This is a genomic window from Paenibacillus sp. NN59 (genome assembly GCF_057597225.1).
Genome location: NZ_CP199678.1, coordinates 5,812,589 through 5,834,605, shown reverse-complemented (window position 1 = coordinate 5,834,605; position 22,017 = coordinate 5,812,589). Strand labels below are relative to the sequence as shown.

Genomic DNA, 22,017 nt, shown 5'->3' with positions numbered 1-22,017 from the left:
AAGGTAATGTATAGATATTATCTAGTCGGAATAGGAAGTTTGAGAGGGGAGTTTTAGCGATGAATTTAGGGAATTGTCCTCGTTGCGGAAGATTGTATGCATTGAATTTTCGTGATGTGTGCTCGAACTGTATCAAGGAAATGGAGCAGGAATACCAGATCTGTGTAGACTATTTGCGCGAGAATAAAGGCGCCAACATACAGGAATTGTCGGATGCGACAGAAGTCTCAATCAAAACCATCACGAAGTTTATCCGAGAGGGACGGATTTCCATCGAAAACGCCCCGAATATGATGTATCCTTGTGAAGTGTGCGGAATGCTGATTCGTGAAGGCCATATGTGCGATTCCTGCCGTACTCGACTAACGAAAGACTTGGCTGGGGCTGCTCGTGAAGTAGGTCAGAAGGATAACAACCCAATAGGCGGACGAACCTACAATGCCGTCGACAAACTGCGCAATTAATAGGAACGTGGTCTTAAATACGAATAATGCTATAACAAATGTTTTGAAACGTACCGATAAACTTATTAAAGATTATCGGTTTTTTTTATTATCCTACTCATTTCGAACACATAAAGATAAAGAAAGAAATACGTATATCAACGAAAAAAATCAGGTGAAAGGAAGTGCACTTCGAATGAAAATCAATGAACCGAGTCGAATTGGAGCCATCAATTCATATCAGAGGAATGTTGAGTCCAATCAGCAGGCTGAGAACAAGAAAAGCCGCCGCAAGGATGAAGTATCCATTTCTCCGGAGGCGATGAAGATGCTTGAAGAACAAGGACGTACACAAGATGCAGGACGGTTGCAACGCATTCAGGAGTTGAAAGAGCAGGTAAGCTCAGGAACATACCAGGTAGACAGTAGCAAGCTTGCTGATAAGCTGCTACCGTATTTCAAGTCTTTTGATAAGGAATAGGTGATTAGGTAATGGCAGCACTGGACAGATTAATTGCAGTTTTAGAGCAGATGGAGCAAAGTCACCGTGATATGCTGGAGCTAAGTCAACTTAAACGAGAAGTTATCGTCAAAAATGATGTAGACCAGCTTATTGCTATCATGAATAAGGAATCCAAGTTTATGAAACAGCAGGAGCCGCTTGAAACAGAACGACTACATGCTGTTCATGAACTACTTCAGGAGCGTGGCATCAAGTCGATGCTGAACCTGAATATTACCGAGATTTCCAAGCTGATCTTTGATCCGGCTGACAAACAGCGATTGTTTGAAGTTCAGAAGAGGCTGGCGGAAACATTACAAGAATTGAAAGAGATTAATCAACTCAATCAAAAGCTGATCGAGCAATCATTAATGTTTATTGATTTATCTATGGACATGTTTGCTTCGAGACCTGAACAGGATGCAACTTATCAGCATCCTGCTGATAAACACGGCAATCCAGGGCGAATCGGTCTGTTCGACACGCGTGCCTGATTAATAGGGGGAAACCAGGTGACATCTACATTTCATTCAATCGAAACGGCTAAACGCAGTTTGTTCACACAGACGGCCGCTCTTAGCACAACAGGCCATAACGTAGCCAACGCCAACACGGAAGGATACTCACGTCAGAAGGTGAACATGCAGGCTTCCATTCCTATGGAGCCGTTTGCATTTTTGCACAGCACAGCACCAGGACAACTCGGAACAGGAGTAGAGTTCGACTCGATCACACGTGTTCGCGAGAAGTTTCTGGATGACCAGTATCGAAACGAAAATACCAACTTCGGGAGTTGGTCGATTCAGCGAGATACACTGGAAAAACTCGAGGCGATTGTAAATGAGCCATCGGACACGGGTTTCCGGACGGTTATGGATAATTTCTATAAATCCTGGTCCGATCTGAGTAAAAACCCGGAAGACGTTACGGCTCGACGGATTGTTAAAGAGACGACACTGGCTCTTACAGACGCGATGAACCAGATTAGTCGCCAATTGGACGCTCTAAGTCAGGATTTGGACAGCAATATTGCGGTCAAGAGTAATGAAATCCAAGGTTATCTGGGTAATATTGCGAACCTTAACAGTGCAATTGTAAAGGTAGAGTCCCTAGGGGATAATGCAAACGACCTACGTGACCAACGTGACTTAATGGCAGACAAACTGTCCAAAATTATGAATATTACCGTCACGGATTCGCCACAGGGTTATCAGGTTCAAATGAATGGACAAGAGCTTGTGACTGGCGGAGTGGTACAAACAGTGGTAGATTCAGCGTTTTTGAATAACGCATATACAGCTGGTACGCTCACCAACGGTGAGGTTCATGGCATGATCAAATCCAGAGATACGCTGGTGAGTGACTACCGTAAACAAATGGATGAGCTAGCGAATACGTTAGCTAACGGGGATATCGAGATCACAATACCTGCAGGTTCTGTACTACCTGATAATACCGTTCTGAATAATGTTACATACACAGGAGCGACACGAACATTGGCTAGTGATCTGAAGGTCACTGTCAAAGGTTTAAACGGATTGCATCAACTTGGGTATAGTCTGGATGGTACGAACAATGGAGGATTACCTTTCTTTACTGCGGCTGGAGGTGGAACCGCAATTACAGCCGGGAATATCTCCTTGAATGCCGCCATAGTGGCTGATCCAAACAAGATTGCAACTTCACTTCGAACAACAACGAATGCATCTGGAACAGAAACGATAATCAAAGGGAATAATACACTGGCTAATCTGATGGCTAATCTTAAAGACACGCCGATGAAATCAGCTGACGGTTTGCGTAATGCAACAATCGGGGCTCAATTTAGCGCGATAGTAGGTCAACTCGGTGTACAGTCTCAGGAAGCAGCTCGCCAAACATCGAATTCGGAATTTTTGGTCGAACAGGTCAACACGAGACGCCAATCGGTCAGTGGAGTATCGCTGGATGAAGAGATGTCGAATATGATTAAATTCCAGCATGCATACAGTGCTTCAGCACGCTTTATGACGGCATATGACCAATTATTAGAGAAATTAATTAATTCCACAGGTACAGTAGGCAGATAAACATAGAGAGGAGTGAGTAAATTAAAATGAGAGTTACCAATAACATGTTGAGTTCACAGTTGATTCTTAACCTGAACCGCAATGCACAGCAAATGAACACTACTCAAACTCAATTGGCAACAGGGCGTAAGATTAATAAGCCTTCAGATGATCCGGTTGGTATTACTTATTCTCTCCGGTACCGTGCGGAACTATCATCCAATGAGCAATATCAGAAAAATGTGGATAGCGCGATATCTTGGCTGGATTTCAATGATACCGTTATGGATCAGGCCGGTAGTGTGGTACAGCGTTTGAGAGAATTGACAGTTCAAGCGGCAACGGGAACGAATCCACAGTCGGCTCTGGACAGCATCAATGAAGAAGTCAAACAACTCAAAGCACAGCTCATAGATATCTCAAATAGCACACTAAACGGAAAGTATGTTTTTAACGGCGAAACCTATGACGTTAAGCCATACGATTTTCCTGCAAATCCGGATGGATCATTTGACACATCTGGCGCTGCTTCAGTTCTTACTGATACAGGCAAGATTAATTTTATTGTCGGTGAAGCTGTTCAACTCCCGATCAATGTCACGGGCAATGAGGTATTTGGAAACGCAGCTGAGGCAGATAACCTGTTTGTAATCTTTAATACCATTAGTCAGGCTCTGGCTAGTGGAGATCAGAAGGAATTGTCTAATCAACTAAACAATATTGATACGCGGACCAATAAAATGCTTTCTATTCGAGCTGAAATTGGTGCAAAAACAAATCGTATAGAACTGATGCAAGGTAGATTGAGTGATCTTGAAGTGAATTTGTCCGATCTACAGTCCAAGGTTGAGGATGCGGATTATGCTGAATTGTCCATCAAATCTAAAATCCAGGAGAATATTTACAACGCTTCTCTATCTACAGGAGCGAAAATCATATCCCAATCTTTGGTTGACTTTCTGAGATAAAGGGGAGATCCTCTTGTGAGTATTATTCCAATGCTGCAAATCCAGACAACGCCTACAGTACTTCATATAGATGCGGACATGGGGCAGTATTCCATCCGGCAACCGAAAGCAGATGTAGAGCTCCATACGAAGCCTGGGAAGTTAACGATACAAAGCCATCCGATAGATCTTAATATCGATCAGTCCAAGGCCTTCTCGGCCTATCATGGAGGGAATATGATTGATATGAATGCCCGGATCTATTCAGGCATTCAGCAGATTTTTCTGCAAAATATGGCCGAGCGTGTACAGCAAGGAAATGAACTGGCGGCAATTCATAAGCCAGGTAATACGATTGCCAACATTGTCGGGACGAACTGGCAAGCCAAACCGTTTCCAGAGACGCGTACACCGGCATCTATGGATAATGTGAGCATTCGTGTTAACACGAGAGCGCCTGACGTTCGTTTTGAAGCAGGAGAATCGGAAATGAATGTCACCGTGAACAAACCTGAGATCGAGTATCAACGCGGGAAACTGGATATCTATGTACAACAATATGCTTCCATACAGTATATCCCGCCTTCAATAGATATCGGATTATAAGTTATACTATAGAGCTATAGACGGTTGTAAGCATCCGCTATAGCTTTTTTTATCTAAAATTATTATCGCCAGGGAGGCGTTTATCATTTTTATTGAGACAAGTAATTGGGGTAAGATTGAAGTCGATGAGCAAAGTATTTATGAGTTCTCCAGAGGTCTGCCTGGATTTGAAGATGAGACTACGTTTGCTTTAATTCCTTGGGAAGAGACACCTTTCAGCTATTTACAATCAGTGAAGGAGAAAGAACTTTCATTTTTGGTGGTTAGCCCGTTTGAATTTAAACAGGATTACAGCTTTGAACTGAGCGATGAAGATAAAGAAGAATTGGAGATTGAGGAAGAAGTTGCTGTATTCTCGATCGTTACGATTCATTCCGAGATTACGAAATCAACCATGAATTTGCTGGCTCCAGTAGTCATTAATCCCGTCAAGAGAGTAGGGAAGCAAGTTGTCCTTCTCCAATCGGACTATATGACCAGACATCTCATCTGGACGGAAGAATTAACGACGACAGAGGGGGGAGCCTGATATGTTAGTATTGTCACGTAAAAAGGGCGAGTCGATAATCATTCAGGATAACATCGAGGTAACCGTTCTCGCAGTAGAAGGGGACACGGTACGAATCGGTATATCTGCTCCCAAACAGATTGATATCTTTCGAAAAGAGGTATATGCGTCTATCCAGGAAGCTAACCGGGAATCAGCTAAACCGGATGCTCCCAGCGTTGCAGCTTTTATGGAGCTACTGCAAGGAATAGAGAACAAAAAAAAATAAAAATATTCCAATTTACTATAAAGAGTTCTTCACTTCCTGTCGATATATAGTTTAGACGCTGCTTCAGCAGGGCGGCCGACCTTAATGTCGCGGCGTTTACCACATGGATGTGGAACTAACTTATTTTCAGGGAGGAAATTTCTAATGATTATCAACCACAATATCGCTGCAATGAACACACACCGTCAACTGGGTGCAAACACAACAAACACAAACAAAGCAATTGAAAAATTGTCTTCCGGTCTGCGTATCAACCGTGCTGGTGACGATGCTGCAGGTTTGGCAATTTCCGAAAAAATGCGCGGTCAAATCCGCGGTTTGGATATGGCTACTAAAAATGCTCAAGACAGCATTTCCTTGATCCAAACAGCTGAGGGTGCGTTGAACGAAACTCACTCCATCCTGCAACGTATGCGTGAGCTTGCTGTACAATCTTCCAATGATACAAACACAGATAAAGACCGTACTGCATTGCAAGATGAAGTAAACGAGTTGGCGAAAGAGATCACTCGTATCTCTAATACAACTGAGTTCAACACTAAGAAATTGCTTAACGGTTTCGCGGACAGCGGTTCTTCCGTAACAAGTGCTGCTAACCTGAGCTTCCACATTGGTGCAAATGCTGACCAAAACATCTCTCTGACAATCAAAGCGATGGATGCTGCAAGCCTGGGCGTTGGCGCAGCTACTGGATCCACTTCCGCAACTGGTGGCACAGCAGCAGCTGTAACTGGCGGTATCAGTATCTCCAGCGCAACTTCTGCAAATGCTGCAATCACAACAATCAACAACGCGATTGAAACAGTTTCTACTGAGCGCGCTAAACTGGGTGCTTACCAAAACCGTTTGGAGCACACAATTAACAACTTGGGAACAACTTCCGAGAACTTGTCTGCTGCTGAATCCCGTATTCGTGACGTAGACATGGCAAAAGAAATGATGAACCAAACGAAAAACAACATCTTGGCTCAAGCTTCCCAAGCGATGTTGGCACAAGCAAACCAACAGCCGCAAGCTGTTCTGCAATTGTTGCGTTAATTTTAACTCAGCATTTATGGGTAAGAAAAGGTTGTCGATTTTCACATCGACAACCTTTTTTACTATGCCTCGTCTAATAATCAGAATCTAAGTGTGCATGACATGTTATTAGAAATTAGAACTGTCTTTGTTTAATTTGAGTGTTCTATTGAAATAGATTATGGATAGTGTTTTAACAAACATTAACAAGAAAAATATAGAGCAGAGGAAGCTCGGTATACTGTTGCATATACCTCATGCTCATTCATATAAATTGAAATTCAGGTATGATGAAGTGTTATGGATCTATACTTTACGATGTGATGTCATTGAATGAATTCAAATACTACTAATGAAGAGACGAGTGGATCTAATGGACAAAACGATTTCCCTTTGCATGATTGTTAAAAATGAACAGAAGTACTTGGAGAAGTGCCTAGAGAGTGTAAAACAGATTGTTAGTGAGATTATTATCGTGGATACAGGCTCGACGGATGAAACATTAGATATCGCCAAGAAATATACCCCAAATATATATTCCTTCAATTGGGTGAATGATTTCTCTGCCGCGAGAAATTATGCAATAGAGCTGGCAAAATCAGATTATATTCTTGTGATGGATGCAGATGAATATTTTGATGCAGATGTAAATCTACAGGAGGAATTAAAGAAAGACTACGATTATTATGTATTTAATATTAATAATCATATGAAATTTAATCAATCATTTATACACACAGCTGTGAGGTTGTTCCGGAACAACATTGGCCTAAAATATGAAAATAGATTGCATGAGCATCTTAACATACTGGACGACAACTCTAAATACCGTGGTGTTATGTCGCTATCAACAATTCAGCATGTAGGATACATGGATGAGGAAATATTGGAAGAGAAGAAACATAAGCGTAATCTGCCTTTAATGAAACTGGAAGTTCAGGAGAATCCTACAGCCTACAACCTATATAATATGGGGAAAACCTATTTTGGTATGAATGATTTTAAAAAAGCGGTTACTTATTTTCAAAAATCGTACTCGCTGGGCAAGGACAAAGTATATATCCCTGAGCTGCTCACAAAGTTATCATTTGCACTTCATGAGACCGGTCAATTTGAGGATGCCGTTGGTATACTAGTGGATGCCACGAGGATCTTCCCTTCAGAAACGGAGATGAAATACATTCAAGGTATTATATATGCGAGGAATGGATATTTCAAAGACGCCGAAACGTGTTTCCATGAATGTATTAAATTAGGCGATCAAGGTACGATGGTTACCGAGGGTAGCGGAGGATATATGGCGCATCTTCAATTGGCGGATATGTATGAGAAAACGAACCAATTGGATAAAAGTTACTTGGAGAGAATTAACGCGATGAGGGTAAAAGGGAACACTGCGCATGTCTTGCAGGATTACTTACAGTTCAGCCTTAAAATAAATCAATCTGCGGACGAGTGCAAACAGATTATAGAGGAACACTATAAACTGAACACCATAGAAGATCTCCAGAATTTAATGAATATTTTGTACAGTTTGCGTCATCCGTTGTTGAACCACTACTTGAGCAAATTCAACATCACAACGGAGCCGCATATTCATACGATTGCCAAGATATATAGTAAAGACAAGAATCTAATGAGAACAGCTTTGGAAGATATTAATAACTTGGGCAATAGAGAAAATATACAAGATGTTCTACTGATGGCCTATATATTTAAGGACAAGAGTGTAATGGATAAAATTCAATTTGCAATGAATTTTGGCGTCAAAGAGATGAAAATAATCAAACAACTCTTTAAAGATGAAAAGTTGACAGGCTCTATTACTAAACCGTTGCAAAATGTTCTATTTACACTTTGTAAACAATTGATCATGATTGAGGAGTTTGAGCTATTCCAGGAGCTGACTCAAAAACTGATAGATAACGATTCTAAAAATGTTTTGAATATATGTAAAATTCTCAGCGAGTATAGATTTGACGAGTTAGCGATTGATATGTTGGTTGGTGTGTACAAGGAATCACCAAATCATCCGGGAATTGTAAGGCTTTTAGGGGATTTGTGTTTCCGAAACAACTATTTTGAAGATGCAGAATTGTTCTATACCAAATTATTGAACTTAGACTCCAGTTATGAAACATACGAGCGGAATTTTAGGCTTTACGAAAATAATAATGATCAAGAAGCTATGATGAAAATGAGAAAAGAAATGATGGAGAAATTCCCTTCAGCTGCTTGGGTTCAACCCGTGTATGATGCTCGTATTTTGTCATCTAACTGAGTCCATCACTAAGATCAAATCTTAATTTTACTATAATTCTCTACATTCTCACTTAAAGATTACCGATAAATATAATAAATAATTCCATCGGGGGATGAACGATGAATCTACAGTTTTCACTTTCTACCAATGTGACTGGGACTTCTTCAGCTACAAATAACACATCAGTTGAGCCTCGGAGTAATAAGGACAGCATGTTATTACAATCGGTTAGAAACGGAACGGATTTATCCAAATTGGAACGGCAAGGAATGAATATTCCACCTGGCGATGAACAACTCATCAAAGCCATTGATAAGGCCGTTAAAGCTCTTCAGGGCCCAACAACGACCCTAGAGATGAGTGTACACGAGAAAACGCATCAAATTCTCGTTAAGGTTCTTAATAAGGAAACTGGAGAGGTTCTTCGAGAGATCCCACCTGAGAAAACACTGGATCTAGTTGCCAAAATGATGGAAATTGCAGGGATTGTGATCGACGAAAAGGTGTAGGAGGGTGAAATGAATGGTATCAAGAATTAATGGCTTTTCAGGTATGGATGTCGACAGTATGGTCAAATCGTTGATGTCAGTAAAGCGTGTCCCTCTAGATAAATTAAAGCAACAGAAGCAAATTTTCGATTGGACTCGCGACAGCTATAGAGAACTAAACAGTAAAATTGTACAAATGAGTAATAAATTATTTGATATGAGTAGTAAATCGGAATTGCTAAATACTCAAAAATCAACGGTGAGTGGGAATTCTACAGCTGTCAAAGCTGAAGCCAACGCAGATGCAAGCAATGTTTCCTTGGAAGTCAAGGTCACTAAGCTTGCTGAGAAGGCAATTATGAAAAGTTCAGTTGAGCTGCAGGTTGGTGGAACAAAAGCTACGCGAGCAACAACTCTGGCCGATCTTACTGGAAGTGCAACTCCGGGAACGTATGATTTGAATATTAACGATAAAACGGTCCAATTTGGTAGCACGGATTCAATAGCTGTTGTGATAGCAAGAATTAACTCAGAGGTTCCAACAGTGAATGCAACTTTTGATGAAATTAGTGGCAAGTTTACAATCACACATAAGGAATTTGGTAAAGCAATAACCGATACGGATAGTAACAAATTATCTAAGACTAGCTCGTTGTTAGGAGCACTGAAACTTGATGCTCCGGCTAACTTTGGAACAGGTGGGAAGGTGAACTATACTGAAGGAGAAGTTACCGTTACAAGCGGGTTAGGTGGTACTGAAACGTATAAGCCTTCCACAGACAGTCTCACGGTTAATGGAGTTAAATTGACTTTTTTGGAAGTCACAGGTGCTACCAACTCCAAAATCACAACCCAGTCTGATCCTACCAAGGCTGTAGAGACCATTAAATCATTTGTGGATTCGTATAATGAATTACTAGGACTGATGAATTCCAAAATATCAGAACAAACTTATCGTGACTTTAAACCTTTAACAGATGAACAACGCGAGTCCATGAAGGAAGATGATATTAAAAAATGGGAAGAAAAGGCTAAGAGTGGTATCCTGAAAAATGATGGTATTCTCAGTGATACTGTAACCACCATGAGAATGATTATTAGCAATAATCTTAAAGGTCTTAGCGAAGCCGGAATCACGACAGGGCAATATTATGAGAAGGGGCAATTGAAAATTGATGAAGCTAAGTTAACAGCAGCTTTAACGACGAATCCGGATAAGGTTTTATCTATTTTCCGCGGTTCTGCCTCCGATCTTAATGGCAAGCCTATTTTTGGTGAAATAAGAGGAAAGTTAAATGAAACGTTGGATATGTTTACGAAAAAAGTAGGTACATCCAAATTTGATACGAATGCTTCCATGGCTTTGAAAACAGAAAGTATTATGGGAGAACAATTAAAAGATTATAATAATCGTATCTCAAACTTGGAGCGGAAAATGACGAATTGGGAAACGCGATATTATAAACAATTTACAGCGATGGAGAAAGCAATGAGTCAGTTCCAATCCCAATCTTCCAGTTTGGCAAGCTACTTTAAGTAAAAGAGGAGGAAGGATTTGAAATGATTAAATCTCCTTATGAGAAATATAAACAGAATTCTGTACAGACCTCAACACCAGGTCAGCTGGTGATCATGTTATATGATGGGGCCATTCGCTTTGTTAAGGCAGGATTGGATGGTATACAAACGAAAGATTACTACAAAGCAAATGTGAACTTAGGTAAAGCTCAGACAATTGTTAGTGAACTAATGTCAACCTTGAATCAATCCTACCCGGTAGCTAAAGATTTGTTTGCTCTATACGAGTATACGAATCATTTGCTTATTCAGGCGAATATTAAAAAGAATTCGAGTCTGGGTGAGGAAGCATTAGGGTATTTACAAGAGCTAAGAGAAACCTGGGTCGTGATCAATAAACAGACCGCAGGAACAATGTAGTATGGAAAGCAAAGATCAGATAAACCAGCTGATAGATGAACTCGCGATATTAACAGATGCTTTCGTAAAAGAAATCAACACAAAATCATCAGATGAGACTGAAGCTTTTGTGAATGAACGTCAGTCGATCGTAGAACGTTTAATAAGGTTGGGCGGGCCTGCTAAGGCAAATCAAGAACAACATACGAAGCTGAATCATATTCTTGCTTATGATGCGTTGATTGAGTCTCATATGTTAGCGTTAAAAGATGAGGCTCAGCAGTGGTTGATGCAGCGGAATGCAGCACGTAGTCAACGTAACCTCTATGAAGCCAAGTATGCAGCAGATAGTTACCTTATGGATAAAAGAAAATAATCTTTTACAAAAAGATCAGGGGTTCAGATGAACTCTTGGTCTCTTTTTTAATTCATGTTAAAAATAAATATGCACAACAAAAAATAGTATATTCGTTTTTGATGATTTATACTTAGTTGAAACAGTCCAACGTGAAACTTTCAACATTTCTCCCTATAAATCTACAAAAAATACCAAGAAAACATTTTCTTTACCAATTGACAATGGATAAGTTTAGGTGATATCATCTGAGTTGTGGGCTAGGGTCTTGGCCAGAGCTTCACTTCATTTGATGACGAAGGGAATGTTAGTGCATGCAAGGTAAAGTAAAATGGTTCAACGCAGAAAAAGGTTACGGTTTCATTGAGACTGAAGACGGCGGCGACGTATTCGTACACTTCTCCGCAATTCAATCCGAAGGCTTCAAAACTTTGGAAGAAGGTCAATCCGTAGAATTCGACATCGTCGAAGGCGCACGTGGACCGCAAGCAGCTAACGTAATCAAATTATAATCATCCGGACAATCCGACCTACATATATGGTTAGATGGTTACCAAATTGAATTATCGCTAGCATCAGACTCCGGTGATCCGGGGTCTTTTTTTGTGTTGATAGAGTTTAAAATATAAGAAAGTTGATCTCTCCATTACCGGACAAAACGGGGGCAGCTTAAGGGTCAGGATAAGCTAGTTCTACATAACAGATTGAGGAACCTCAAAAACGGTTAAATAGATGATCAAGCGCCAGATATACAATCCAGTTAAATCTGTGATTTTGCTCGAAAATGCCGAAAAATCACGAAATATGGCGTTAAACTTACGTTGGTTGATGTGACTGGAGCAGATGTCATTATTCGGTCACCGGGAGTTTTTACATGGCGCTTACATTCGTGTTATAATGAAGTGGCAAAGATAAAGGAGGAGTGCCCTATGAATTTAAGTATTCGAGGTCAACAAATCGAGGTTACCGAAGCTTTGAAAGATTATGTCGACAAAAAGTTGAGTAGACTCGAGAAGTATTTCGATGCACCCCTTACCTCTGACGGTGCCGTTACACTGAGCACAACTAGAGGCTTGCATACAGTTGAGGTGACGATTCCTTTGAAGGGCTTTGTGCTCCGTGCTGAAGATGAGAGCGATGATATGTACGCATCCATTGACGCCGTTGTGGACAAGTTGGAACGTCAAATTCGCAAACACAAAACGAAAATTAACCGTAAATTCCGTCAGGAAGGTAGCCTGAAGACTCTCTTCGTAGAAGATCCGACAGGCACAGTGGCTACAGCCGAACTGGACACGGATACGGATGATGATTTGGAAGTTGTACGTACGAAACGTTTTATGTTAAAACCAATGGATGTGGAAGAGGCAATCCTCCAGATGAACATGGTTGGTCATAACTTCTTCGTATTTTCCAACATCGAGAATGAGGAAGTAAGCGTGGTTTACAAACGGAACGATGGCAAGTATGGCTTGATTGAGCAAGGTTAAGTATACTTACAGCATCGCTTCAATTGAATAGTTAGCCCTTAGTATTGAATATAAGCAGGAGCCTATGCTTCCTGAATTGAACTTAACGAGAGCTTCCATCCTTCTAGGGATGGGGCTCTTTTGTGCGTAGCGAATGAATTGCAAGATGGAAATAAAATGATGAAACTATTCGCTATATTGTTGCGTCTAATAGATTAGGAGTCAGCAGGAAAATCAAAACAAAAGTAGAATTATAAAAGTTAAAATGAATTTTGATATTAAATTCCATATTTCCCACAAATGATTGATTGATCCTTGCAACATCTCGGGAAATAAAACAGTCCATTTGCAACTTCCGATAACGACTATGATTTTTTGCACTAAAACTCGGTTTATACGGGGGATGAAGTTCAAAGAAGTCTGCTACGGCGTGTTGCGGCGACCCTTACAAACTGTTACAATTTATGCAAAGAGAATCATTGTCCTGATGAGGAATTGTCAACGAATGATCGCTAATCATAATCAATGACAGACACAGCACCATGAACATGATTCAATAGCTCGAATTCTGGCATGTATTTCATAAACCAGAGCCGGGTGAATACGATCAGCTTCATGAGTAACTGTGGCAAGCCTGGAGTTGATTCATCTCATATGTTTTTTTGTTTGTTACCCCCAGGGGGAAATGGATCAACAATCCATCCGATGGTGTCGTATGGCGGCAGCAGGGGGTCTATTCTGTTTTGCACGAAAGGGGTATACCATGTTAGGACTTGTCAAAAAGATCTTCGGAGACATGAACGAGCGTGATGTGAAACGTCTGATGAAGACGGTCGATGTGATCAATAAACTGGAACCACAATTTCAGGCATTGTCTGATGAGCAGTTGAAAGGCAAAACGGAGGAATTCCGTGCCCGGATTGAAAAGGGAGAAACGACGGATGAACTTCTTCCTGAAGCATTTGCAACCGTACGTGAGGCATCACGCCGCGTATTGGGCAAACGTCATTATGATGTACAAATGCTTGGCGGGATTGCGCTGCACGAAGGCCGTATTTCTGAGATGAAAACGGGTGAAGGTAAAACACTGGTAGGAACACTGCCGGTATATTTGAATGCATTGATGTCCAAAGGTGTACACGTAGTCACAGTCAATGACTATTTGGCGCAACGGGATAGCCAGGAGATGGGACAAATCTATGAATTCCTGGGCATGTCAGTTGGGGTTAACCTCAGCGGTATGGACCATGCACTGAAACAGCATGCATATGCATGTGACATTACGTATGGTACGAACAATGAATTCGGGTTCGACTACCTTCGTGACAACATGGTGCTGTACAAAGAGCAAATGGTACAACGTCCATTGTTCTTCTGTATCATTGACGAAGTAGACTCCATCCTCGTAGATGAGGCACGTACACCATTGATCATTTCGGGACAAGCTCAGAAATCGACCGATCTGTATTATGCAGCGGACCGTTTTGTGAAACGTCTTGTACCGGAAGAAGATTTTACGGTGGATATCAAAGTGAAATCCGTGGCGCTGACTGAGGGTGGCGTGGCTAAAGCGGAGAAAGCTTTTGGTATTGAGAACTTGTATGATCATGCCAACGTGACGCTGAATCACCACATTGTACAGGCTCTGAAAGCTAATGTAATCATGCGTCGTGATGTGGACTATGTTGTCACGGATGAAGAGGTCATGATCGTTGATGAATTCACAGGCCGTCTGATGGCTGGACGTCGCTACAGTGATGGATTGCACCAGGCGATTGAAGCCAAAGAAGGCATTGAAGTTCAGAACGAGAGTATGACGCTGGCAACAATCACTTTCCAGAACTACTTCCGGATGTACCGCAAACTTGCGGGGATGACAGGTACAGCAAAAACAGAGGAAGAAGAGTTCAAGAAAATCTATGGACTTGAAGTACTGCAAATTCCGACGAATCGTCCAAACAAACGGGATGATATGGCGGATGTGGTCTACAAGAGCATTGATGGCAAGTTCAAAGCGGTTGTGGAAGAGATTGTAGAGCGCCACAGCAAAAACCAACCGGTTCTGGTGGGTACGGTATCCATTGAGAACTCGGAGCGTCTATCGGACATGCTGAAACGTCGCGGCATCAGACACCAGGTCTTGAATGCTAAGTTTCACGCGGAAGAAGCTGAAATTATCTCTGGCGCGGGTCAAGCGGGTGCAGTAACGATTGCAACGAACATGGCCGGTCGGGGTACAGATATTATTTTGGGTGAAGGTGTGGCTGAAGTTGGCGGCCTTCATATCATCGGTACAGAGCGCCACGAATCACGCCGGATTGATAACCAGTTGCGTGGTCGTGCGGGACGTCAGGGTGACCCGGGTTCCACACAGTTTTACCTGTCGCTGGGCGATGAATTGATGAAACGTTTCGGTGCGGACAACGTGCTCAACATGATGGAGCGTCTTGGTTTTGAAGAAGATCAGCCGATCGAGAGCCGCATGATTACACGTGCTGTAGAATCTGCGCAGAAGCGGGTTGAAGGTAATAACTTTGACGTACGTAAAGTGGTACTCCAGTATGATGATGTCATGAACCAACAACGTGAGATCATCTACAAACAGCGTCGTGAGGTATTGGAGTCTGAAAATATTAAACAAATCGTTATGGATATGATCAAACCTTCCATTGAACGTATCGTTGAAGCACACTGCAGTGACGAGATTCCGGAGAACTGGGAGCTGCAAGAGGTTGCGGACTTCATGAACAGCAAATTACTGGATGAAGGATCGATTACCAAAGATGACCTTTGGGGCAAAGAAGCTGAAGAGATCATTGAGTATCTGTTCGAGAAAGTACAGAACAAGTACAATGCCCGTGAAGAACGTATCGGTGAAGATATGGTTCGTGAATTCGAGAAGGTTGTTGTGCTTCGTGCAGTAGACAGCAAGTGGATGGATCACATTGATGCAATGGATCAATTGCGCCAAGGTATTCACCTCCGTGCATACGGTGGTACAGACCCACTTCGTGAGTACCAATTCGAAGGTTTCGAGATGTTCCATCAGATGATCGCTTCAATTCAGGAAGAAGTTGCGACGTATGTGATGAAAGCACAGATCGAAAGCAACCAGGAGCGTCAGGCCGTAGTGGACGAGAGTCAGATCTCGACAAGCGGTGAACCTGCTGAGAAACGTCCGGTGAAAGTTTCTGACCAAATCGGCCGTAATGATCCTTGTCCGTGTGGCAGTGGCAAAAAGTTTAAACACTGTCATGGTCAAGAGTAGTTTTCGTTTCATTCCTTTTATCGAAGTACCCAATGTAAGATAGGTTAGTTTAATCTATATCGTTTCACTTATACGGCTCCTTGCAGCCGGGGGTTCAATAAGATAAAGTGGAGGATGCATATCCGATAATCGGTGCATATGAATAATCATATGATGCTGATTGAGGGGTGACGTGCCTGCTGGTAACAGTATGCGCAAGCCTCACGGTATATTGTATCCGAGACTTGATCTTGATTATTGAACTTCCCGGATGCGGGGAGCTTATCTTAATGAAAAGAGGAATTGCACATGATCGATCCAAGCGTGAAGCAGGACCTGCGTGAAATAGGCAAGAAATTAACAAACCTTAGGGGGTCTCTTTGACTTAGATCTCAAGCAAGAGATGATTGAGAACTTTGAAGAGAAGATGTCAGCTCCAGACTTCTGGGATGACAATGAGAAAGCGCAAGCCGTCATTGCAGAGATGAACGCAGTGAAAGGTTCGGTAGATCAGTACGCGAAGTTGCAACAGGATTATGATGATGCATTGATGATGGCTGAGCTGGCTGATGAAGAAGGCGACGAAGAGCTCGCTACGGAGATTGGCAACAGTGTCGCTGCAATTGTAGGCAAACTGGAAGAGTTTGAATTACAACTTCTCCTGAACCAGCCGTATGACAAGATGAATGCGATTCTGGAGCTTCATCCAGGCGCTGGTGGTACCGAGTCGCAGGACTGGGGTCAGATGCTGCTCCGTATGTACACACGCTGGGCAGAGAAACGGGGCTTCAAGGTTGAGGTGCTGGATTATCTTCCGGGTGATGAAGCGGGGATCAAGAGTGTGACGTTGTCCATCAAAGGGCATAACGCATACGGTTATCTGAAAGCAGAGAAGGGGGTTCACCGTCTGGTGCGGATCTCCCCTTTTGACTCATCAGGCCGTAGACATACTTCCTTCGTATCTTGTGATGTGGTGCCGGAGATCGACGATACCATCGAGATCGACATTCGTACCGAAGACCTCAAGATCGATACGTATCGTGCAAGCGGTGCGGGTGGACAGCATATTAACACTACCGATTCCGCTGTACGGATTACACATATACCGACCGGAGTGGTTGTGACCTGTCAGAACGAACGTTCACAGATCAAAAACCGTGAGCGAGCCATGACGATGCTTCGTTCGAAATTGTATGAGCGTAAAATCGAAGAGCAAAAACAACAGCTGGACGAAATCCGAGGGGACCAATCGGAAATTTCGTGGGGTAGCCAGATTCGCTCCTATGTATTCCATCCCTATAGTATGGTAAAGGATCACCGTACAAGCGTAGAGACAGGTAATACAGGAGCAGTGATGGACGGCGACCTCGATGCATTCATCGACGGTTATTTGCGTAGCCAAATTAAAGTAGAAAACGATTAATTCAAGTTCCTGTATGGACCCGTGCGCTGAGGCGCATGCTGGTGTATACAGGGGCTTTTTTTTGAACAATTTTAAGAAATGTTAAGAAGATTATGGATACGTTATATAAAAGGAGCGCGCGACAACATGCAAGAGCAACAACATTCATATCCTCAACGCAAAAAGAGGTTAACCACATTTATTCCCCTGAATGGACCATGGCGGAACGTCATCGATACCCTGTTTATTATTGTGGGTTCGTTTTTGATTGCCGTAGCCTTTAATTTATTTTTATTGCCCAATCAAATCGCTTCAGGTGGTGTCTCGGGTTTATCCATCCTCGGAGACGAGTGGTTGGGCTGGGAACCGGCATATACCCAATGGGCGATTAACATCCCGTTATTAATTGCAGGTTTCCTGTTGATTGGTAAACAATATGGTGTGCGTTCCATCCTTGGAAGCATTGTGTTGCCGCTCTTTGTATATTTGACGAGTCATTGGGAGATTCCGACGGCTAATCCGTTGCTCGGCTCTCTGTATGGGGGCATTGGTGTGGGGCTCGGGATTGGGATCGTGTACCGGGGCAGAGGCTCAACCGGGGGCATGAGTATTCTGGCTCGCATTGTGCAAAAATACAGTGGACTCAGTTACTCGCTATGCGTTGTCATCATGGATGCAACCGTCATTATTTTGGCAGCCTTTGTGCTGTCGCTGGAGCAGTCTCTGTATGCATTAATCGGGTTGTACGTTACGGGTAAAGTCATTGATGCCGTCGAGATGGGACTTGGATACTCCAAGGTGGCATATATCATCTCCAACCAGACAGAACCGATTACCAAAGTCATTCTGGCCGATCTGGATCGTGGTCTGACCAAGCTGGAGGCCAAAGGTGGATATACGGATGACCAGCGAACGGTGCTGATGGTTGTGGTGGGGCAAAATGAAGTGCCGAGACTGAAAGCGCTGATCCGGTCTGTGGACCCGGGAGCGTTTGTCATCATTAGTAATGCGCATGAGGTGCTTGGTGAAGGCTTTAAGCGCGGTGAGCATATTTAAGGTTTAAAAGCATGAGGTAGATATAAAAAAGCAGATCCTCTCTTTACCCCGATTACGGGGAAGGGAGGTTCTGCTTTTATTTTTTAGGATATAGGATCTAGACTAGGCAGGTTTTCCTGTATAAGCAAAACAACCAAACTAACTAAAATTTACACATCAACGGAGATGACAGAAAAAATCTGTAGAAGCGAAGCGGTCGCCTTTATCACCGGATTTTCCCCTTTAGTAAAGGGAATTAAAAAATCTGGGGATAACAGCGATTGGAAGATTATTCTGTCATCGTAGTGTCTGTGTAAATTATGTTCTGTTATTTATATAGGTTCCTGCCGAGTTTACAAGATCGGAGACAGCAGACGAGAAATAGCTTCTTTGAAACGTATCATAAAACTGCGATTTTGGTATTCTTCCAGCGATAACTCTCGTGATACATGCAGATCATGTTCGAACGTCTGTACAAGTGTCGTTGCAATGGCCTCATCATACATAAAAGCATTGACCTCAAAGTTCAACCGGAAACTGCGGTAGTCGATATTGGCGGTTCCGACCGAAGCGACCAAACTATCAATAATCAATGTTTTGGCGTGGATAAACCCATTATCGTAGATAAATACTTTAGCCCCTACTTTTAGCAACTCCCCGATATAAGACAGCGTGGCCCAATACACAAAAGCATGATCCGGTTTATTGGGTATCATAATACGAACATCAATGCCTGACAGGCAGGCAAGGCGTATCGCTTCGAATACACTAGCATCCGGGATAAAATACGGGGTTTGAATAAGAATCGAATGTTTGGCACCATTAATCATTTTCAGGTAGCTGTTCTTGATGTGCTCGATCTCGGCGTCAGGGCCACTGGATACAATCTGCATGGCGGTCTGACCTGAACCCTCAATTTGAGGGAAATGAGAGGGAACATACGGCGTGTCATGTTGTTTGGAAGCTTCGTTCCAGTCGAGCAGGAAACGTGTTTGTAACGCATGCACCGCATTACCTCGAATACGAAGGTGGGTATCGCGCCAGTAGCCGAATTTCGAGTTGAGTCCGAGATATTCATCCCCAACGTTGAAGCCGCCAGTATAACCGAGATTACCATCGATGATAACGATTTTGCGGTGGTTACGGTAATTCATCCGTAGGTTGATCAGACTGAATTTGGATGGGAAAAAGACTTCCACAAGTCCACCCGCTTCACGCAGTTCTTTGAAAAATCGATTTCTTACCCGTCGCGAGCCCAGCGCGTCGTACAGCAGACGAACCTTCACGCCTTCACGCGCCTTACGGATCAGAGCGTCCCGAATCCGTTTGCCGAGGCTATCCCCACGATAAATGTAATATTGCACATGCACATGATCTTGTGCCGCCTCGATGTCATCGAGAAGCCGTTGGAACTTGTCTGTTCCATCGGTGATGATCTCAACGGCGTTATGCTCTGTCAGGAGTGCCCCATTTTGTTTGAGGTTCATATAAATCATGTCTTGGCTATTTTCTGTTGCCTTGTTGGAGAAAGGCGTGCGATTATCCTGCAGCTGGGCAAGCTGCGCCTCGATTCGTTCCTCCAAGCCAAGTTTCTTGCGCTCTTTCCATTGAAAGAGGCGATAGCGAGTCAGATTCTGACCCGTCAATAGATAAAGGATGAACCCGAAGACCGGAATAAAGTTCAATACCAGCAGCCAAGCCCAGGAAGCACTGGCATCCTTGCGTTCAAAGAAAACGACTGCGGCAGCGAAGATAATATTCAGTCCCAGGAGCACAATAAGTAATATAGATTCGATATGCACTGTAGTCCCCCATGTCTCATAATGACCTTCGGAGTCCAGTTCAATGTGACCTTAATTAAAAAGGGTATGTGTATGAACAGGACTCTGTATGTAATGTTTCCTTCTACTATGTATTTTAACAGAAGAATCCTTGTTCGTCCCTAAGGTAAAAAGTTATCGTTCGGATTTGTTGGGAATCCGTGTAAAATTCATGATAGATGGTTGTATTTATATAACTAGAGTCGTATAATAATACACAAATATGCATAGAAGCGACGGAATTGTCTGCTCAAGCTTTGATGATACGTATGAACGAGATGTTCGCACAAAAAACGGAGAGGACAGAAACAAACCTGGAAAGCGAAGCGGTCGCTTTTATAACCGGATTTTCCCTTTAAGAAAGGGGATGAAAAAATCCGGGGATAACAGCGAATGAAAGGTTGTTCTGTCATTGAAGTGCTAGTGCAAATTTCTCGTCATCATTCAGAGAGCCTTGAGCAAGGCACAAGTAGCGCATACAACAGGATTGGGGGAGCGAGAGTGAATAACAAATTAAGAGTGGCAATCGTCGGTTCCACCGGCTACGGCGGGGTGGAACTGATTCGTTTTTTTCAGAATCATCCGCAAGTTGAAATTACATCGGTAATCTCTTCATCCAGCAGCGGGGAGTCCATCGCCGATGGGTTTCCGCATTTGACGGACGTGATTCGCAGGCCACTCGACGGTGTCGATCCGGCAGAGATCGCAAGTCGTGCAGATCTCGTATTCACCGCGACCCCGTCTGGCGTAAGCGCGAAGCTCGTACCGAGTCTGCTGGAAGCAGGACTGAAAGTGATCGACCTGTCGGGTGATTTCCGTTTGAAAGACGGATCGGTGTATGAGCAATGGTATAAACACCCTGCACCGTCAGCAGAATTGCTGGAGAAGGCCGTATACGGTATGGCTGAGGTGTATGGAGATGAAGTGAAAGGTAAGGATTTTATATCCAATCCTGGCTGTTATCCAACAGCTACGTTGCTGGGTCTGATTCCTGCGGTGGAAGCGGGATGGATTGATCCATCGACCATCATTATTGATGCGAAATCAGGTGTATCGGGTGCAGGGCGCGGAACGAGTCTGACCAATCATTATGCAGAAATGAATGAAAATTTTAAAGCGTACAAATTGAATAAACATCAGCATATCCCTGAGATCGAGCAAGTGCTCGGCAATATCACCGGAAGCCCGGTGACGGTAACTTTTACAACACAGCTTGTGCCGATGACACGCGGCATTATGAGTACGATGTATGCAAAGCTGACGGGTGAGCATAGTGATCAGGAGATTGTGGACTTATATCGTAAATATTATGAAAACAGACCTTTTGTACGTGTACGTGAACCGGGTATTTGGCCTTCGACAAAAGAAGTGTCTGGATCGAACTATTGTGATATCGGATTTTCGGTAGACCCGCGCACAGGACGTTTGACGATCATTTCGGTGATCGACAACTTGGTGAAGGGTGCATCCGGGCAAGCGATTCAAAATATGAACCTGATGATGGGATGGGAGGAAAACCTCGGGCTGAACATGACACCAGTATATCCATAACATGTGGCTTGTGAACATCGTAGGGGGAGCGCGCGAAGAAGCGGTGTTCCATCTAAAAGTCATAAGGCATGGGTATAAGTTGTGGGAGTTTCAGTTGAAGCAGGCGGTTGATCAGCATATGGCTGAACGCA

21 protein-coding genes are annotated in these 22,017 nt (G+C 43.0%); 20 read left to right on the top strand and 1 reads right to left on the bottom strand.

From position 1 onward, the window contains the following. Positions 1–59: 59 nt before the first annotated feature. The 19 genes from ACT89M_RS25510 (at position 60) to ACT89M_RS25420 (ending at position 18,536) form a co-directional block, all read left to right on the top strand. Positions 60–464, top strand: a complete 405-nt coding sequence (locus ACT89M_RS25510) for a TIGR03826 family flagellar region protein (RefSeq protein ID WP_090922933.1) — start codon at positions 60–62, stop codon at positions 462–464. 175 nt (positions 465–639) lie between these two features. Continuing rightward, on the top strand, positions 640–924 hold the full coding sequence (flgM, locus tag ACT89M_RS25505; RefSeq protein WP_090923072.1) for a flagellar biosynthesis anti-sigma factor FlgM: 285 nt from the start codon (positions 640–642) through the stop codon (positions 922–924). An 11-nt stretch (positions 925–935) separates the two neighbouring features. Further along, positions 936–1,439: a flagellar protein FlgN gene (locus ACT89M_RS25500; protein WP_154891305.1), complete on the top strand. Its 504-nt coding sequence runs from the start codon at positions 936–938 to the stop codon at positions 1,437–1,439. An 18-nt stretch (positions 1,440–1,457) separates the two neighbouring features. Then, positions 1,458–3,014, top strand: coding sequence for a flagellar hook-associated protein FlgK (gene flgK, locus ACT89M_RS25495; protein WP_090922936.1), 1,557 nt, complete (start codon positions 1,458–1,460; stop codon positions 3,012–3,014). Between the two features lie 26 nt (positions 3,015–3,040). After that, positions 3,041–3,961: a flagellar hook-associated protein FlgL gene (flgL, locus tag ACT89M_RS25490; protein WP_090922938.1), complete on the top strand. Its 921-nt coding sequence runs from the start codon at positions 3,041–3,043 to the stop codon at positions 3,959–3,961. Between the two features lie 15 nt (positions 3,962–3,976). Further along, a complete protein-coding gene (locus ACT89M_RS25485) occupies positions 3,977–4,546 on the top strand; it encodes a DUF6470 family protein (protein ID WP_090922939.1) in 570 nt (189 codons plus the stop codon). Positions 4,547–4,604: 58 nt separating this feature from the next. Beyond that, positions 4,605–5,075 carry a flagellar assembly protein FliW gene (gene fliW / locus ACT89M_RS25480; protein WP_318294972.1) on the top strand — a complete coding sequence of 157 codons (471 nt, stop codon included), beginning with the start codon at positions 4,605–4,607 and terminating at the stop codon, positions 5,073–5,075. Between the two features lies 1 nt (position 5,076). Next, positions 5,077–5,322, top strand: coding sequence for a carbon storage regulator CsrA (csrA, locus tag ACT89M_RS25475; RefSeq protein WP_090922943.1), 246 nt, complete (start codon positions 5,077–5,079; stop codon positions 5,320–5,322). A 144-nt stretch (positions 5,323–5,466) separates the two neighbouring features. Next, complete coding sequence (gene hag, locus ACT89M_RS25470; protein ID WP_154891304.1) at positions 5,467–6,360, top strand: flagellin Hag; 894 nt, start codon at positions 5,467–5,469, stop codon at positions 6,358–6,360. A gap of 352 nt (positions 6,361–6,712) precedes the next feature. Continuing rightward, a complete protein-coding gene (locus ACT89M_RS25465) occupies positions 6,713–8,620 on the top strand; it encodes a glycosyltransferase (protein WP_186809793.1) in 1,908 nt (635 codons plus the stop codon). A gap of 101 nt (positions 8,621–8,721) precedes the next feature. Beyond that, positions 8,722–9,111, top strand: coding sequence for a flagellar protein FlaG (locus ACT89M_RS25460; protein WP_090922947.1), 390 nt, complete (start codon positions 8,722–8,724; stop codon positions 9,109–9,111). Between the two features lie 13 nt (positions 9,112–9,124). After that, positions 9,125–10,630, top strand: coding sequence for a flagellar filament capping protein FliD (gene fliD / locus ACT89M_RS25455; RefSeq protein ID WP_154891302.1), 1,506 nt, complete (start codon positions 9,125–9,127; stop codon positions 10,628–10,630). 20 nt (positions 10,631–10,650) lie between these two features. Then, positions 10,651–11,028, top strand: a complete 378-nt coding sequence (gene fliS / locus ACT89M_RS25450) for a flagellar export chaperone FliS (protein ID WP_090922951.1) — start codon at positions 10,651–10,653, stop codon at positions 11,026–11,028. Position 11,029: 1 nt separating this feature from the next. Beyond that, positions 11,030–11,383: a flagellar protein FliT gene (gene fliT / locus ACT89M_RS25445; RefSeq protein ID WP_090922953.1), complete on the top strand. Its 354-nt coding sequence runs from the start codon at positions 11,030–11,032 to the stop codon at positions 11,381–11,383. Positions 11,384–11,676: 293 nt separating this feature from the next. Further along, positions 11,677–11,874 carry a cold shock domain-containing protein gene (locus ACT89M_RS25440; RefSeq protein ID WP_024631599.1) on the top strand — a complete coding sequence of 66 codons (198 nt, stop codon included), beginning with the start codon at positions 11,677–11,679 and terminating at the stop codon, positions 11,872–11,874. Positions 11,875–12,291: 417 nt separating this feature from the next. Next, on the top strand, positions 12,292–12,852 hold the full coding sequence (gene hpf, locus ACT89M_RS25435; RefSeq protein WP_090922954.1) for a ribosome hibernation-promoting factor, HPF/YfiA family: 561 nt from the start codon (positions 12,292–12,294) through the stop codon (positions 12,850–12,852). Positions 12,853–13,594: 742 nt separating this feature from the next. Next, positions 13,595–16,099, top strand: coding sequence for a preprotein translocase subunit SecA (gene secA, locus ACT89M_RS25430; RefSeq protein WP_154891348.1), 2,505 nt, complete (start codon positions 13,595–13,597; stop codon positions 16,097–16,099). Positions 16,100–16,387: 288 nt separating this feature from the next. Then, positions 16,388–17,501 (top strand): peptide chain release factor 2 gene (gene prfB, locus ACT89M_RS25425; RefSeq protein ID WP_154891301.1). Its coding sequence is split into 2 segments (ribosomal slippage): positions 16,388–16,459 and positions 16,461–17,501, totalling 1,113 coding nucleotides; the frame shifts between segments, so codons are not numbered across the junction. 126 nt (positions 17,502–17,627) lie between these two features. Further along, positions 17,628–18,536 (top strand): YitT family protein, encoded by a 909-nt coding sequence (locus ACT89M_RS25420; RefSeq protein ID WP_090922958.1) that lies wholly within the window; start codon positions 17,628–17,630, stop codon positions 18,534–18,536. A gap of 332 nt (positions 18,537–18,868) precedes the next feature. On the opposite strand, the gene cls is transcribed toward ACT89M_RS25420, so the two are convergent. Further along, on the bottom strand, positions 18,869–20,317 hold the full coding sequence (gene cls, locus ACT89M_RS25415; RefSeq protein WP_090922960.1) for a cardiolipin synthase: 1,449 nt from the start codon (positions 20,315–20,317) through the stop codon (positions 18,869–18,871). Positions 20,318–20,836: 519 nt separating this feature from the next. Here cls and argC point away from each other — a divergent pair. Then, a complete protein-coding gene (argC, locus tag ACT89M_RS25410; RefSeq protein WP_154891300.1) occupies positions 20,837–21,886 on the top strand; it encodes an N-acetyl-gamma-glutamyl-phosphate reductase in 1,050 nt (349 codons plus the stop codon). Positions 21,887–22,017: the final 131 nt, after the last annotated feature.